Here is a 16,902-nt window from a genome sequence, read left to right on the forward strand (position 1 = left end):
CTTCGCCACGCATAGAAAGGAGGATATAAAGATTTCTCTATGTGCAGCAGCGGGATGCGGAATGTGCACCGCAAGCATTTAAGCTTTTCGTCCGGGTGACAACTCCCCGTTCACCCGGCACTTAACGCGCACACTCCTATTCTGCTTAAACTATTCTTTTGTTACATCTGCCATTCTAACACTGCTGTTTCGTTTTGTAAACAGATGGATCTCTCGTTCTCAAAAAAAACAAAATTTTTCACACACAGAAAACTGTCAGAAACCATCCGGGATAATAAAATAAAACATACACCAAGGAGAAGAATTATAAAAAAATACATCCAGGTATCGCAGTTATGTTAAATGATACGAAAATAAAGATGAACTGGAATTTGAAGTTTTCTGTATCGAAGATATTGATATCAGGTTAGGAAAAAACAGATCCAGTTATAAGGGAGTATCCCAAAGTGCTGACTGCATAAGAATGTTTCCTGTTTCTAACCGGGTATAGAACAAAGTGGGCAAGCCCACTTCAACTCCCCCCTCCCCTCACTCATGAGGGGCTTGGCACTTTGCGCGCCGCCGCAACACCGCAGAGCGGTAAACTTCCTCATTGCGGCGTGCGCATCCTCCCGGAGGGTTTTGTTCTATAGGAAATCGAAATTTCCTATAGAATAAAAAAGCAGTTTTCAGATTGAAAACTGCTTTCTTAAGAGCACGAGACGGGATTCGAACCCGCGACCCTCGCCTTGGCAAGGCGATACTCCACCACTGAGCCACTCGTGCATATTTTGTTGTCTGTCATGAACTCATCTTTTCTGAAAGAAAAGCACGAGACGGGATTCGAACCCGCGACCCTCGCCTTGGCAAGGCGATACTCCACCACTGAGCCACTCGTGCATATCTGTTGTTCTGTCGTGAACAATACATACTATACTATATGAAAAGATGTTTGTCAACAAGTTTTTTAAACAATTATAACAATTTGGGGCAAAGGTCAACTCTGCCCCTGTATCCTCAATTTCCCCTTGACCGTTTCAATGGATTCTGCGCCCTGGCGTAGCTGTCTGATCCATTCCAAGCCGCTGACAGTGTCTTTTCATTTTTTATAATTTACGGAAACAATCCTATTTCTCTATTCTCTGTGATACAATAAAAAAATAAGAATTTATTTTGGAGGGATACATATGAGTCAAGCAAAGAAGGATGCCTACGCCCTGCAGGCTGCAAGCATCATCAAAAAATTGGAAAAACGCAACATGGAAGGTTTTTATTTTGACACAGCCAAGGACGCTGTGGAATACATTCTTTCCACAATACCTGAAGGTTCTTCTGTGACATGGGGCGGTTCTGAAACACTCGCAGAAAGCGGAATGCTGGATGCGCTGAAAAATGGAAACTTTGAAGTCTGGGACAGAGATCTTGCAAAAACTCTGGAAGAGAAAAAAGCATTTTACCAGAAATCTGTGGGAGCCGACTATTTCTTTATGAGCACGAACGCCATCACTTTGGAAGGCGAGCTGGTCAATATTGACGGAAACGGAAATCGTGTGGCATGTCTGATCCATGGTCCTGAACACGTGATCATCCTTGCCGGCATGAACAAAGTTGTACCGGACATCAAAAGCGCGGTACCGCGCATCCAAAACTGTGCATCTCCTGCCAACGCGGCACGTCTGCACACAAATACTCCTTGCGAAAAGACAGGATGCTGCGGCGACTGTCATGCCCCTGGATGTATGTGCTGCGAGATTGTAGTTACCAGACATTCCCGCCACAACGACCGAATCAAAGTCTTTCTGATTGGTGAAGAGCTCGGATTTTAAGAACTCTTCACACGCAAAAAAGACAGCGTGGAAAACTTTTTCGCTCCACGCTGTCTTTTGCATTTTCTATCTGTTCTCTATCAACAATCCTTATTCCTGTTCTTCCGTCCTGCGGATCGCAAGTCCTAACTCTTCCAACTGTTTTTCATCTACTTCTCCCGGAGCTTCTGTCATAAGACAGGAAGCATCTTTGATTTTCGGGAATGCGATCACATCGCGGATGCTGTCCTCTTTTGCCATCAGCATGACAAGGCGGTCCAGTCCATATGCAAGCCCTGCGTGAGGAGGCACTCCGTATTTGAATGCATCCAGAAGGAATCCAAAACGGCTCTGTGCCTGCTCTTTCGTAAATCCAAGGCATTCAAACATTTTCTCCTGGATATCGTTCTGGAAGATACGCACGCTTCCTCCTCCGATCTCATTTCCGTTGAGCACGATGTCGTATGCTTTTGCACGTACTCTTCCAGGATCTGTGTCAAGATACTGTAAATCTTCCTCCATCGGCATTGTAAACGGATGATGCATTGCTGTATAACGGTTCTCTTCCTCATTCCACTCTAGCAGCGGGAATTCTGTGATCCAAAGGAATTTATACTCACTCTTATCCAGAAGTTCCATCTGTTTTGCCAGCTCCAGACGAAGCGCTCCCAGCACATCCCAGACAACTTTGTTTTTATCTGCTGCAAAGAGAAGTAAATCTCCGTTCTCTCCACCCATTGCCTGGATGAGATTTGTCATCTCATCCTCTTTCATAAATTTTGCGAAAGAAGATTTGACATTTCCATCCTCTCCAATGGCAATGTATGCAAGACCTTTTGCGCCGTAGTCTTTTGCAAAATCCACCAGCTTGTCAATTTTCTTTCTTGGCATTGCTCCCTGGCCTTTTGCATTGATACCGCGCACACTGCCGCCATTTTCCACTGCACCTTTGAATACTGCAAAGTCGCAGTTCTTTACCACTTCTGTCACATCTGTAAGCTCCATGCCAAATCGGATATCCGGTTTATCAGAACCAAAGCGGTCCATGGCCTCCTGCCAAGTCATTCTTTGAATCGGCAATGGCACTTCCACATTCAGCACTTCTTTAAATACTTTTGCAAGCAGTCTTTCATTTACATCAATGACATCGTCCACATCCACAAAGGACAGCTCCATGTCGATCTGAGTGAACTCCGGCTGACGGTCCGCTCTTAAATCTTCATCGCGGAAACATTTTGCGATCTGGAAATACCGGTCACATCCCGAGCACATCAAAAGCTGTTTAAAAAGCTGCGGTGACTGCGGAAGTCCATAGAAAGAACCAGGATGCACACGGCTTGGCACAAGGTAATCTCTTGCCCCTTCCGGTGTACTCTTTCCAAGGATCGGCGTTTCAATCTCCATGAACCCTTCTTCTGTCAAAAACTGACGTGTCAACGTCGCCACCTGGCTTCTCATCATCAGGTTTTTCTGAAGGTCAGGTCTTCTAAGGTCAAGGTAGCGGTATTTCAAACGCAGCTCTTCCTTTGTTTTGCTGTTCTCTTCCACCTGGAACGGCGGTGTCTCAGCCTCAGATAAAATACGAAGTTCCTCCGCACGGATCTCAATCTCTCCTGTCGCAAGATTTTCATTGACCGCACCGGAACGCGCCTCCACTTGTCCGACAACCGCAACCACAAACTCACTTCGAAGTTTTGCGGCCTTTTCCATCAATTGCTCATTGTCCTCAAAAATAATCTGAAGGATTCCGGAACGGTCTCTAAGATCAAGAAAAATGATTCCTCCTTTGTTTCTGTTTTTCTGGACCCACCCCATGACGGTCACTTTTTCACCCACATTGGACTTATTTAATTCCCCGCATCTGTGGCTTCTCTTTAAACCACGCATTGATTCTGCCATTTTTTCTTCCTCCACTTATCTTTATTCTGCAGCTTACAATCTGTCCACAGAGTCACAGTAACAATCCACGATTTCTGTGTATCCTTCATTCATCAGCTGTTCTTTCTGGAATTTTTTATTTTTCTTCATGTTCAGGATCGTCACCTGCATGCCGCCGGCACGCTCTTCTTTTGCCAGCGCAAGCACTTTCTGTAATCCTTCTTTATGCATTCCTTTTTCTAAAAGGTATGCTTTTTTCCCTCTGCCTGTCGGGATTTCATATCCGCGCTCCAAAAGCAGCATGACAATTCTCTCAAATCCAATGGAAAATCCACACGCAGGAGTATCCTGGCCTGTAAACTTTCCGATCATTTTGTCGTAACGTCCGCCGCCGCCGACAGAACCGCCGAACTCATCCATGGCGATCTCAAAAATTGTGCCTGTATAGTAGGACATTCCGCGCACCAAAGTAGGATCAAAACGGATGGAAAATTCGGCTTCTTTTGCATGTTCCACGCTGTCCATGATCGTCTCAAGGCCTGCAGCTGTGTCTGGATCGAGAAAACCTTCCAGTTTTTCTTTCAGATAGCGCACACCTTCCACGTCAAAACTTGTCTCTTTAAACAAGGCGAGGTATTTGTCCACTTTTTCTTCTGCGTAGGATGCTTTTAATTCTTCCTCCACGCCTTCCATGCCAATCTTGTCCATTTTATCCAGCGTGATGAATACGCTGTCATAATCTGTTTCTTCGAATCCGCTGTACGCTGCCATTGCTTTTAAGATTCTTCTGTCGTTGATACGAATGGCAAAATTATGGAAATCCAGCTTTCCAAGCAGAGATGTTGTCGCAAGGATCAGCTCAATCTCTGCCAGGTTAGACGGCTCTCCCAAGATATCAATATCACACTGCATGAACTGGCGGAAACGACCTCTCTGCGGTCGGTCTGCTCTCCAGACATTGCCCATCTGGAGCGCTTTAAACGGTGACGGCAGTTCATTTGCATGATTTGCGTAATATCTGGACAATGGCACAGTCAGATCGTAACGCAGTCCGCCGTCCACCAGATCAGTCTCCTCCTTGGCTGTGTCAATCTTCAACTTCTCACCGCGCTTGAGGATTTTAAAAATCAGTTTTTCATTGTCACCGCCCTGTTTGCTGCACAGGTTTTCAATGTGCTCCACACATGGGGTTTCCATGGAACAAAATCCAAACGCCCCGTATGTCTCCTTAATTAAACGGATGACATAGTCTCTGATTTCCATCTCCTTTGGCAGAATATCTTTCATTCCGGTAACTGGTTTCTTCTTTAATGCCATAGCCATTCTCCTTTTCGTTCTATCATTTCATCTACTCTTTGGATGTATTCTTTTAAGTCTTTTACATTTTCTGTCCGCTCAATCCGGTTCATCCCGTTTTTGTTCAAATCCGGAAATACGATTTTCGTGCTCGCACCTGCGCCGCACGCAACGATCGACTGCTTTTCTTCCATAATAAGTATATTGTATATTCCTGCTTTGTCAACCTTTGCATACCCAACATTTTCAAAATTCCCTGCAATATTTTTCTGCCTGTACAGGTAATACGGTGTCATTTGCATCTTCCTTGCATACTTCTCTGAAAGCGCGATCATCCGGGAAAATGTCTCTGCCATCTTTCCTTCCTCATCCGCGGTTCTTTGGTATTCTTCCATTTGGCGAAGTTTTGATGCCCTTTTGATGGCAAGGCTGTGGACTGTCAGATTATCCGGATTCAGCTTTTCAATCTCTTTTAGTGTATCTTCCATATCCACTACGCTCTCACCCGGAAGTCCTGCGATCAGATCCATATTGATGTTGTCAAATCCAAGTTCCCTTGCCATAAAAAAAACATTCCTTACATCTTCGACCGTATGCTTTCTCCCGATCAGATCCAGTGTTTTTTGCTGCATAGTCTGCGGATTGATAGAAATTCTGGAAATCCCATGTGCACGCAACACTTTTAGTTTCTCTTGTGTAATGCTGTCCGGTCTTCCGGCCTCCACGGTAAATTCCTTTACATCTTCGTAGGAAAAATGTTCCTCCATGTGAGTGAGGAGCCGATCAAGCTGATCCGGCGAAAGTGTGGTCGGCGTTCCGCCCCCAATGTACACGGTGTTGAGCTTTTTCTCTTTGGACACACTGGCCACAAAGGTAAGTTCTTTTAACAAAGCGGCCAAATAGTCCTCCACGTATTTTTGGTATGATGCCAGCGGATAAGAAGTAAAAGAACAATAGATACAGGTAGTCGGACAAAATGGAATCCCCACATACAGACTGTATCCATCCTTATAGTCCAATCTGGAGAGCAGCTCTTTTTCTCTCTTTGCAATCTCCAGCCCAAGTCTTGCTTTTTTCTCTGTCACCATGTGCACTTTCTTCATTGAAGAAATGATCTCCTCGTTCGTCTTCCCGTCTTCCAGACCTTTCATGATGATTTTTGTAGGCCGAATACCAGTCAGGATTCCCCAGGCAAGCTCCTTTCCGGTAAGCTTTGAAAGAATCCGGTATACCTTCACATTCACATACTGTTTCTTTTCTTTTTTTCCTGAAAACTCCGCCACCTCTTCCGGACAGACGGATGCGATTTCCCTGCCGTCTTTTTGGATCCGCACCAGAGCAGAAAACTCCTCGTTTATACTCTGCTCCAGCTCCTCTGCAGGATAAAACGCCTTCACCATATGATAAATGTCATAAGGATAACTCTCATTTTGAAACTCCAAGCGTATCATCGTCTGTTTCCTTTCCTATTCATATATCTACACACAATTTGGCAGAGGCCGCATTCTTTTGCATCCTCTGCCAAATACATTCATTAAATAAATGGGTTTTCCCTTTTTTCGTTTCCGATCGTGGTCATCTGCATATGCCCCGGATACACGATCGTGTCATCCGGAAGAGGCAACAATCTTTCCTTAATATTTCGGATCAAAGCAGATATACTGCCTCCCGGGAAATCCGTCCTCCCCACAGAACCTGCAAACAAGGTGTCTCCACTGAAAAGCACATTTTCACTCTCCTCATAGTAACAGCATCCTCCTTGTGTGTGCCCCGGCGTAAAGATGACGCGGAAGGAAAATCCCGCAAAAGAAATCTTCTCATCAGCCTTCAAAGGCAGTGCCTCCTCCAACGTGTAAGGAGCCCCAAAAGAACTTGATAAATTCACGTTTGCATCCTTCAATACAGCAAGTTCCTCTTCGTGGGCATAGATTGGAATCTTGTATTCTTTTGCTGTCTCACTTGCCCCGCCCATATGGTCAATGTGACCGTGTGTCAAAAGAACAGCCTTTGGGGTAAGCCCTTCTTTTTGAATATACGCTTTCATCTCCGCCGAAAACAGTGCCGGATCAACGATCACACACTCCTTTGTCTCCTCATTTACTGCAAGATATGTGTTCGTCTGGAACATTCCCAGTACATAAGTTTTAACTTTCATCTTTTCCTCTTTTCTAGCCCACTGCGCGCTCAATATCCACAACGCCTTCCAGTTTCCTCAGCTTATCGATCGCCCTGGAAAGTTCTTCTCTTCCATGGACAATAAATCCCGCCTCAATAGTTGCAGTGCCTTGTTTGTTCGTTCGGATATTCATGGATTTTACATCTATCTTCATCTCTGTGAATACTTTTGTGATCTCCATCAAAAGTCCCTGTCTGTCGTTGGCGTACATTTTAATCTCTGCCATATACTGGCCGATATTTTCTTCGGCACCGGATTCCCACTCCGCCGGAATCAAACGGGCTCTCTCACTCTCCGATAGGTGGAGGATATTCACACAGTCCGTCCGGTGAATAGTCATGCCTCTTCCCCTTGTCACAAATCCTACGATCTCATCACCGGGAACCGGATTGCAGCATCTGGAAAAGCGCACCGCAATATCGTCAATTCCCTTCACCACAATGCCGCTCTTAGATTTTGCAATGTGGACCTTGTTTCTCGTGGCCTCATTGACTTTCTCCAGTATGGCCTCATCGGTAATGCTTTCTTTATGGTCTTTTCCGTATTCCTCCAGAAGCCGGTTTACCACCTGGCCTTCCTTCAAACCTCCATGCCCCACGGCTGCGAGCACAGAATCCCAGTCCCGGAATCCATATTTTGTCTGCACAACCTGAAGGTATTTTGGTTTCGTCAGATCGCTCAACACGATCCCCTTTGCCTTACAGTAAGCCCCGATCAGTTCCTTTCCGCGGACAATATTATCTTCCTTAAATTCTTTTTTAAACCACTGGTTAATTTTATTTTTAGCTTGTGTGCTCTTTACAATATTGAGCCAGTCTCGGCTCGGTCCTCTGGAATTCTGGGATGTCAAAATCTCAATTCGGTCTCCGTTCTGAATCTTGTAATCAATGTTCACAAGCTTTCCGTTCACCCTTGCCCCGACCATTTTATTTCCGACCGCAGAGTGTATCGCATACGCGAAATCCACTGGCGTGGAACCGTTCGGCAGATTTTTTACGTCCCCGTTCGGGGTGAAACAGTAGACATCCTCTGCAAACAAATCCAAATCTCCTTTGAGAAGACTTAAAAACTCCCGGTTATCGGTATCCTGCTGCCATTCCAGTATCTGGCGCAGCCACGTCAGCTTTTCTTCTTCCTGGACTTTGATGTTCTTCTTTCCGTCATTGGATTCTTTGTATTTCCAGTGAGCTGCGATTCCATATTCCGCTGTTTTGTGCATTTCCTGAGTGCGGATTTGAATCTCAAACGGCTGTCCTATGGAACTCATCAGCGTGGTGTGCAATGACTGATACATATTTGGTTTCGGCATGGCGATATAGTCTTTAAACCGTCCCGGAACAGGTGTGTACATTTCATGGATAACTCCAAGTGCAGCGTAACAGTCCTTCACAGAGTCCACAATGATCCTGACTGCAAACAGATCGTAAATCTGATCCACTGTTTTATCCTGATTCACCATTTTTTTATAGATGCTGAAAAAATGTTTCACACGTCCTTTTACCTCTGCCCTGATATTGGCATTTTTCATGTGTGTGGAAACTTCCTTGACGATCTGAGCCACAAACTCTTCTCTTTCTGTCTTCCTGGCATTGATCTGCTGCACCAGATCGTAAAAAACTTCCGGTTTTAAATATCGCAGGGAAAGATCATCCAGCTCTGTCTTTATCTTGGAAATACCAAGCCTTTGAGCGATCGGAGCATAAATGTCCATAGTCTCTCTTGCTTTTTCCTTCTGTTTCTCAGGTCTCATAAACTGAAGTGTGCGCATGTTGTGCAATCGGTCCGCCAGTTTGATGATGATGACACGGATATCCTTTGCCATGGCCAAAAACATTTTTCTTAAGTTTTCTGCCTGAACCTCTATTTTATCCTGAGAGTAGGACAGCTGTCCCAGCTTTGTGACACCGTCCACCAACAGCGCTACTTCGTCCCCGAATTCATCTGCAATCTCCTCAGAGGTCATCACTGTGTCCTCAACCACATCGTGGAGAATCCCAGCAACAATGGTCTCCTTATCCATCTCAAGCTCCGCCAGGATCGTTCCGACCCAGAGAGGATGGATGATGTAAGCCTCCCCTGATTTGCGGAACTGTCCTTCATGCGCACTTTTGGCAATCCTGTATGCTTTTTCTATCATGGATATATCATCGGACGGGTGATATTTTTTTACCCTCTCGATCAATGCCTGGTATAACTTTTCCGGGTCTTGATAATCAGATGGTTCTTTCACCGCATGGCCATCCACAACTTTTAATTTCTGTATATGGTCCATCTCTTCCAGTATATTGTCTGCCATATCAATTCCCTCCTTCATTCCTTTATCCCTGCGTATCCTTAAGGCTACTTTCCAGGATAGGAGATGACGCTCTCCACATCATATCCTTCCAGTTTCTCTCTTCCTTTCAGTCCCATAAGTTCCATGAGAAATACAATTTTGACTACTTTTCCTCCGAGACGTTCCACCATCTTAATGATCGCCTCAATGGTTCCCCCTGTTGCCATAAGATCATCGATAATCACTACCTTCTGTCCCGGCTTTATGGATGTCTCGTGCATCTCAATCTCTGCACTTCCATATTCCAGATCATACCTTTCACCGATGGTCTTTCTTGGAAGTTTCCCCTTTTTCCTCACCGGGACAAATGCCTTGCCAAGATTGTACGCAATCGGCATGCCAAAGATAAATCCCCTTGACTCCGGTCCAATCACAGCGTCAAAATCAATATCCTTTACTTTTTCCTGTATCAGATCAATGGCCAGATGAAGACCCTCCGCGTCCTCCAGAATACTGGTCACATCTCTGAAGATAATTCCTTCCTCCGGAAAATCCGGAATACTTATGACATATTCTTCTATTGGTTTCATTCTTTTCTCCATTTTCTAAAATTAAATCTATTTTTTAGTATATCATCTTTTTTAACAATTTTCAATTTTTACCTGAAAAACTCACTTTCTTGTGCTTTTAACGATAATTCTTTATCACTATCTGAACATTTTTTCTGCCCATATATTCATTTATCTGAGGATAGTATGTAAATGACATGGCGATCCCTGAAATCCTCCCGCGAAACGCCTCTTCCGTCCTGGTTTTTCCAAAGGTCTCTTCCATATAAGAGTACAGTTTCTCCACATCTCCAAAATAAATGCCTTCTATGGTTGTCTGATTTTGATCCTTCAGCTGAAATTTTACCACGTTTTTATTTTTTCCAATGATATGTGCTCCCAAAATTTCTACGTTTCTCTCTGCAAATAATGGTTTTGCATTGCCCTTTCCAAAAGGTTCCAGCAACTCCAACTCTTCGACCAGCTCCTCCGTGGCAGAAAAAAACGGCATCTGCATATCAATCGACACTTTCTCCATCAAGTCTTCCACGGAAAGCCCTGCGCACTCGTTTAGCCGTGTTCTGAGTTTTTCAATATTTTCCTCTTTTAAGGATAGTCCTGCAGCCAGTTTGTGCCCGCCGAATTTTGTGAGCAGATTTTTACACTGATTGAGTTTCTCATACATATGGTATGCATCAATAGAGCGCCCGGAACCCTTCACTCCCTCCTCTGCTTTGGTCAGGACAAAGGTTGGTTTATAGTACCGCTCTCGGATCCTCCCGGCCACAATACCCGCCAGGCTTTCGTGACAATTCGGCAGATAGACGACGAGCACAGTGTCCTCTTTTAAAGAACTGCCTTCAATCTTTTCAATGGCTTCCTCCACTGCCTGGAGCGTCATCTCCTTTCTGCTGTCGTTTAGCGCCTTTAAATCTCCGGCCAGAATGTCAGCTTCCTTTTTTGTTTCCGCCGACAACATTTCCAGAGCACGCTTTGCTGTGTCCAATCTTCCGCTGGCATTTAAGCATGGCCCTAAAACAAACCCGATGTGATATGCACTAAGCCTGTCCTTGTCAATCTGTGTACACTCCATCAAAGCCTGCAGTCCCAAATTCTTCGTCTTCTTCAACATTTCCAGACCATATTTCACAAAAACCCGGTTTTCTCCGATCAAATCCATCACGTCTCCCACAGTCGCAATGGCCACATTTTCAATCAGATACTCAATTTCCTTTGTATCGTTCCCTGTAATGTTCATCAAAACTTCGATCAGTTTATATGCAACGGCTGCGCCGCAAAGCCCTTTAAACGGATACTCACAGTCCGCCCTTTTTGGATCCACAACCGCGTCCGCAGGTGGAAGAATGTATGTTTTCTTTTGTCCTTCCTCATATGGAACCTCATGGTGATCGGTCACGATCAGCGTCATGCCAAGCTCTTTCCCATACGCAATCTCCCCGGCCGCTGCGATCCCATTGTCACATGTGACAATCGTGTCCACTCCATCCTCCATTGCTCTGTCGATCAAGTTTTTGTTTAGTCCATACCCATCCTTCATTCTATCCGGTATATCCGTGTCTACATCTGCTCCAAGCGTTTTTAATCCCTTCATCAATATATAGGAGGCATTGATCCCATCAATGTCGTAATCCCCGATCACCCGAATCTTACTTCCTTCTCTTATCTTTTCCAAAAGGATCTGCGCCGCCTTGTCCATATCTCTCATCAAAAGCCCGTCATTAAGCTCCTCCAGACTACCGTTCAAATACATGTTCATTTCCTCGTCTCCCACAATATTCCTGTTCCGTATCAGGCAGGCAAGCCTTGGGCTGATATGATATTTTTCGGCAATCCTTCTGTAATCTGCTCCTTTTTGCAGTAAAACCCATCTCTCCATCTGTATTTTCCGCCTCCACAAAAATATGTTTTGTGTCTTTCTCACTCTACGAATGAGAAAATGCTGCAAAACCAGATTTTCTTTGTCTGAATTCTGCAGCATCTTTTCTATAATACTGTTACTTTTTCTTTCCGATTTTTGTCCTCATGACATACCACAGTGCACCTGTGATGCACACGGAAGAATATGCTCCGCATACAATCCCAACCATCAGTGGAGCAGCAAATTCTTTGATAGAGCTTACTCCAAGAACAAACAGAACCGCCACTGTGATGAATGTAGTCAGTGAAGTATAGATACTCCTTGTGAGTGTCTGGGTAATACTGCGGTTTACAAGCTCCACAAGATCTTCTTTGCTGTGAAGTTTTCTCTCCTCCCGGATTCTGTCGAAAATGACAATCGTCGCGTTGATAGAATATCCCACAATGGTCAGCATACATGCGATAAATGTACTTCCAACGGAAATTCTTGCCACTGCATAGAATGCCAAAACTACCAGTACATCGTGTACAAGCGCCAGTACCGCGCTTGTGGCAAAACGCACATCCTTGAAACGCAGCCAGATGTAGAGCAGCATGCATACAGTAGCAATCGCAACTGCAACAAAAGCATCCACACGCATTTCAGAACTTACCGTGGAGCTGATATTGGTAGATGTGATCAAAGACTCATCCACTTTGAAATTGTCCACCATCGCTTTGTTGAATTCTTCACGTTCCTCAAGGTCAAGAGTCCTTGTCTTGATCACTACCTGATTCGTATCGCGGATCTTCTGAGCCTGCACATTGGCATCTCCTGTGATATCTTCAACTACCGGGATAACCTTGGAATCAATCTCCTTGATCGAATAGTCTTCTTTAAATGTAACATTTGTGGACGTACCGCCCATAAACTCCAGGCTGTAATTGAGCGCTCCTTTTCCCTGTCCTGCGTAAATTCCCATACATACCGGTCCCACAAGGATCAGGATAATGGAAACTGCAAAAAAGATTTTCTTTTTGCCAAGGAAATCAATAGTGTTTCTGTGTTTCCTGATTCCGTAGAATTTTACATCTTTCAGTCCGATCGCATAGAATGCATAGATGATCAGTCTTGTCACTACAAGCGCTGTAAACATGGAAACAATGATACCAAGTGCCAGTGTCTGTGCAAATCCTTTTACACTTCCGCTTCCTTTCAGCCCGAGCACTAAAGCTGCGATCAATGTTGTCACGTTACCATCGATAATTGCGGACATTGCCTTGTGAAATCCTGTCTTTAGGGATGTCTTCACAGACTTTCCTGCAGCAAGCTCTTCTCTCACACGCGCGAATATGATAACGTTTGCATCCACAGCCATACCAATGGAGAGAATAATACCTGCAATTCCAGGAAGGGTCAATGTGATATTGAATGCATTCAAAAGCACAATCTCAAGTCCTGTGTACACAAGCAGCGCAATTCCGGATGCAAGTCCCGGAAGGAGATATACAAAAATCATAAATAAAATGACAATGGCAAGTCCGATCGCCCCTGCAAGAAGACTTGTATTGACCGCCTCTTCTCCAAGCTGCGCTCCTACTACACTTGAACTGATCTCTTCAAGCTCTACTTTCAGTCCACCGATACGGATGGAAGATGCCAGGTTCTCTGCTTCCTCATAGGATTCCATTCCATCGATGTATGCAGTTCCACCTGTGATCGCCTGTTTGACCATAGGATTGCTGATAACCTGTCCATCGTAAACAATCGCAATGTTCTTGTTTATGTTTGCACTGGTTGCCTCTGCAAATTTTTGTGTACCCTCATCTGTGAGCACCAGCTCCACCACATACTCTGCAGCGCCCGTCGTCTGGTTGGTCGTGGATTTTGCCTCAGCTGTCTTGACGTCCGTTCCATCTAAAACTGTGGTACCGTCAGATGTTTGGAACTCCAGAGAGCCTGGCTGTCCAAGTTCTTCAAGGACCTCGTTTGCATCTGTGACTCCGGGAATCTCAATATTTACACGATTGCTCCCTTCCTGGTAAACACTGGCCTCTGTATTGTACTGTTCCACACGTTTCTGAAGTTTGTAGACAGTGTCCGCCATCTCTTCACTGCTAGGCGTATCGCCTTTTGCCTGATATGTAATGCTTACACCTCCGGCCAAATCCAGTCCGAGCGTAATGTTCTTTGCCGCTCCGGTCTTGCTTCCGCCCCATCCGACGATCGTTGTAAATGCCAGGACACCGATGACAACAACGACAAGGATCAGGCTTAAAATTCCTCTGCTCTTCTTCATGTCCTACTTCCTTTCTTCTGCCAATGCAGCTTTTATCATAATTGCACATTCCACTCGTTTCTGCTCCATGTCGCAGGCAATATCATAGGTGTCATGTATGGAGCCATGAAATTTATGGGAATTTGCCATGCAGCCTCCGCTGCAGTAAAATCTGGCAAAGCAATTTCTGCATTTTTCTTTTGAGTATACATTACAGCCCCTGAAATCATCCGCTATTTCAGGATGTGTGACCCCTTCATCCACATTTCCCATCAGAAATTCTTCCTCTCCTACAAACTGATGGCATGGGTAAAAGTCTCCCCACGGTGTCACCGCAAGGTATTCCGTCCCGGAGCCGCATCCGGACAATCGTTTCGCGAGGCAAGGTCCCCCCTCCAGATCGATCATGAAATGGAAGAAGTTAAATCCTTTTCCCTGTCTCTCTCTTTCTATCATATATTTTGCAAGCTTGTCATACTCCTCAAAGATGACAGGCAAATCTTCTTTTCGGATCGCGTACTCTTCGCTTTCCTCTCCAACTACCGGTTCAATGGACATCTGTTTGAAACCAAGGTCTGCAAAATGTATCACATCCTTGGAGAAATCCAGGTTCTTTCTCGTGAAGGTTCCCCTCACATAATATTTCTCCTGATTTCTGCTGTCCGCCAGTTTTTGAAATTTCGGCACGATCAGCTCATAACTGCCTTTGCCGTTTCTGAATGGACGCATGTAATCATTAACTTCCTTTCGTCCGTCAAGACTTAACACTACATTGTCCATCTCTTTATTGACGAATTCCTGTACTTCATCGTTCAGCAAAACGCCGTTGGTCGTCAGTGTAAAACGGAAATGTTTTCCGTGCAGTTTTTCCTGTTCTCTTCCGTATGCGACCAAATCTTTCACTACCTGCCAGTTCATCAGCGGCTCTCCGCCGAAAAAGTCCACTTCCAGGTTTCTTCTGCTGCCGGAATTGGCTATCAGAAAATCGAGCGCTTTTTTTCCAACGTCAAAGCTCATCAAAGCTCGTCTTCCATGATATTCGCCCTCTTCCGCAAAACAATATTTGCAGGCAAGATTGCAGTCGTGCGCAATGTGCAGGCACAGCGCCTTTACCACGGTTTTGCGTTTCTTAACCTCACCCGCGAATCCTTCGTACAAGTCTTTCGTGAACAGCTGCCCGGCCTTTACAAGCTCTGTGACATCATCCAGCGTTTCCTTCAGCTCTTCCTCGCTGTACTTTTCCTTCAGTTCCTTTAAGAGTTTTTCCCATATTCCTTCACTCTTTAAAGATTCCTCTGTATGTTCCTGACTGATGTCCGCAAGGCATGCGATCACATCATATCCGATCCCGTCCACCACATGGACGCATCCACTGTTCACATCCAGCACAATACGATAACCATTATTTTCGTACTGGTGAATCACTTCTTTATCCTCCTTAAAATACCTGACTGATCAGGATTTCCCTTGTCGCTCCAAAGCGGGCAGACCCGTTTTGTCACAACAAAGAATAAGCAGCGACCGAAGCCGCTGCTTGACCTCTTACAGCAAATTATCTCTTCTGTTCACAAGTCTGATTTCCTACTGTGCAGGATGTCTTGCATGCAGACTGGCAGGATGTCTGACATTCTCCGCATCCGCCTTTTTTGACTGTATGGTTTAAAGTCTGTGTATTCAATGTTTTGATGTGTTTCATCTCATTGCCTCCTTATTCATTTTCGCTTTTGTTATTATACCATAGGAGCCTGTATTTTGAAAGTATTTTTTCCAAGCTTTGTTTTAGGAGAGCATTCCTCCAAGCATCCCTCCGCCGGCGCATAAAAGAAAAGCAGTCAACGTATTCATCACGCTTCCCTGCACAGTATGGTATACCCCAAACGAGATGAGAAAAAGCAAAAGGAAATATGCTGCTCCGATTCCAAGTCCCCACAGAAACTTTTTCACCTTCGCCATCTTTCCCATCAAAAAGCCTCCGACAAAAGCCGACACCACATAGATGACGATGATTCCCGCGGACACTTTCGCTTTGTCAAGATCCATTTTATACAGGAGAAACGCCAGTACCATCAGCAGAATTCCCGTCACGATATAGGATGCAAGCATGGATTTTAAAATCCATCCCCATTTGCTCTCTCTTTTCAACTTCTTTTCCATCTCTTCCTCCTTGCACAATCACTGTCTTTTTTTGATACATACTATGATTGTCCAGAAGGTTTTATTCCCCTACTGCTCCATCTGACGCCCGATAAAATCTGCAGCGCAGCTGATGAGTTTCTTCTCCGTCTCGCCAAACGGAGTCTTTGCATTTTTCTCGAGCAAAACAACGGCTCCCACTGCGTCTCCCTGGGCGATCACCGGACAGATGATCTGGGATGCATACTCTTCTTCCTGACCTTCCACAAAAGGGATATAGCCTTTCTCCCCCAAGGCTGCATGGAGCATCTCTCTTTTTTCTATTGCTTCCTCCATTTTCTCATGCAGTTTCTTTTCGTACAGACCTTTTTTCCCGCTGCCCGCTGCTGCGATCACCTGCTCCTTGTCCGTGATACACACAAGGTTTCCAATTGTCAAGGCAAGACTTTCCGCATACTGTTGGGCAAATGTATTCATCTCGCCTATTGGGGAATACTTTTTTAAGATGACTTCCCCTTCTCTGTCTGTAAAAATTTCTAACGGTTCTCCTTCGCGGATCCTTAATGTCCTTCGAATTTCCTTTGGTATCACAACCCTTCCAAGGTCATCTATTCTTCTGACAATACCTGTTGCTTTCATAATCGGTTTTCCTCCAGTTTACAAATTATTATCTGTA

At 44.9% G+C, this 16,902-nt stretch carries 13 protein-coding genes, 2 tRNA genes and 1 riboswitch; of the genes, 1 reads left to right on the plus strand and 14 read right to left on the minus strand.

Going from position 1 to position 16,902, the window contains the following annotated elements:
* Positions 1 to 45: 45 nt before the first annotated feature.
* A riboswitch (THF riboswitch) is annotated at positions 46 to 146 on the minus strand.
* A gap of 547 nt (positions 147 to 693) precedes the next feature.
* Together B5F18_RS03410 and B5F18_RS03415 are read right to left on the minus strand one after the other, a co-directional pair.
* Positions 694 to 765, minus strand: a tRNA-Gly gene (locus B5F18_RS03410).
* Positions 766 to 807: 42 nt separating this feature from the next.
* Positions 808 to 879, minus strand: a tRNA-Gly gene (locus B5F18_RS03415).
* Positions 880 to 1,166: 287 nt separating this feature from the next.
* Between B5F18_RS03415 and B5F18_RS03420 the strand changes: the two genes are divergently transcribed.
* Positions 1,167 to 1,805 (plus strand): lactate utilization protein, encoded by a 639-nt coding sequence (locus B5F18_RS03420; protein WP_087156254.1) that lies wholly within the window; start codon positions 1,167 to 1,169, stop codon positions 1,803 to 1,805.
* Between the two features lie 90 nt (positions 1,806 to 1,895).
* Here the strand turns inward: B5F18_RS03420 and aspS are convergent, their stop codons facing one another.
* The 12 genes from aspS to spoVT all read right to left on the minus strand — a co-directional run bounded on the left by aspS (position 1,896) and on the right by spoVT (position 16,865).
* A complete protein-coding gene (gene aspS, locus B5F18_RS03425) occupies positions 1,896 to 3,683 on the minus strand; it encodes an aspartate--tRNA ligase (protein ID WP_087156255.1) in 1,788 nt (595 codons plus the stop codon).
* 33 nt (positions 3,684 to 3,716) lie between these two features.
* A complete protein-coding gene (gene hisS, locus B5F18_RS03430) occupies positions 3,717 to 4,979 on the minus strand; it encodes a histidine--tRNA ligase (RefSeq protein WP_087156256.1) in 1,263 nt (420 codons plus the stop codon).
* Positions 4,970 to 6,409 carry a coproporphyrinogen dehydrogenase HemZ gene (gene hemZ, locus B5F18_RS03435; RefSeq protein WP_087156257.1) on the minus strand — a complete coding sequence of 480 codons (1,440 nt, stop codon included), beginning with the start codon at positions 6,407 to 6,409 and terminating at the stop codon, positions 4,970 to 4,972. The genes hisS and hemZ overlap by 10 nt, the downstream gene beginning before the upstream one ends.
* An 83-nt stretch (positions 6,410 to 6,492) precedes the next feature.
* Positions 6,493 to 7,113 (minus strand): MBL fold metallo-hydrolase, encoded by a 621-nt coding sequence (locus B5F18_RS03440; RefSeq protein WP_087156258.1) that lies wholly within the window; start codon positions 7,111 to 7,113, stop codon positions 6,493 to 6,495.
* A 13-nt stretch (positions 7,114 to 7,126) separates the two neighbouring features.
* Positions 7,127 to 9,406 carry a RelA/SpoT family protein gene (locus B5F18_RS03445; protein ID WP_442911364.1) on the minus strand — a complete coding sequence of 760 codons (2,280 nt, stop codon included), beginning with the start codon at positions 9,404 to 9,406 and terminating at the stop codon, positions 7,127 to 7,129.
* Positions 9,407 to 9,474: 68 nt separating this feature from the next.
* Positions 9,475 to 9,999, minus strand: coding sequence for an adenine phosphoribosyltransferase (locus B5F18_RS03450; protein WP_087156260.1), 525 nt, complete (start codon positions 9,997 to 9,999; stop codon positions 9,475 to 9,477).
* A 97-nt stretch (positions 10,000 to 10,096) separates the two neighbouring features.
* Positions 10,097 to 11,854, minus strand: a complete 1,758-nt coding sequence (gene recJ / locus B5F18_RS03455; protein WP_087156261.1) for a single-stranded-DNA-specific exonuclease RecJ — start codon at positions 11,852 to 11,854, stop codon at positions 10,097 to 10,099.
* Between the two features lie 118 nt (positions 11,855 to 11,972).
* Complete coding sequence (gene secD, locus B5F18_RS03460) at positions 11,973 to 14,114, minus strand: protein translocase subunit SecD (RefSeq protein ID WP_087156262.1); 2,142 nt, start codon at positions 14,112 to 14,114, stop codon at positions 11,973 to 11,975.
* A 3-nt stretch (positions 14,115 to 14,117) separates the two neighbouring features.
* A complete protein-coding gene (gene scfB, locus B5F18_RS03465; protein WP_087156263.1) occupies positions 14,118 to 15,518 on the minus strand; it encodes a thioether cross-link-forming SCIFF peptide maturase in 1,401 nt (466 codons plus the stop codon).
* 127 nt (positions 15,519 to 15,645) lie between these two features.
* Positions 15,646 to 15,789: a six-cysteine ranthipeptide SCIFF gene (scfA, locus tag B5F18_RS03470; protein ID WP_087156264.1), complete on the minus strand. Its 144-nt coding sequence runs from the start codon at positions 15,787 to 15,789 to the stop codon at positions 15,646 to 15,648.
* A gap of 83 nt (positions 15,790 to 15,872) precedes the next feature.
* On the minus strand, positions 15,873 to 16,247 hold the full coding sequence (locus B5F18_RS03475) for a TIGR04086 family membrane protein (RefSeq protein WP_087156265.1): 375 nt from the start codon (positions 16,245 to 16,247) through the stop codon (positions 15,873 to 15,875).
* 69 nt (positions 16,248 to 16,316) lie between these two features.
* On the minus strand, positions 16,317 to 16,865 hold the full coding sequence (spoVT, locus tag B5F18_RS03480) for a stage V sporulation protein T (RefSeq protein WP_087156266.1): 549 nt from the start codon (positions 16,863 to 16,865) through the stop codon (positions 16,317 to 16,319).
* Between the last annotated feature and the right edge of the window lie 37 nt (positions 16,866 to 16,902).

Source organism: Lachnoclostridium sp. An181 (assembly GCF_002160325.1).
Lineage (GTDB): Bacteria > Bacillota > Clostridia > Lachnospirales > Lachnospiraceae > An181.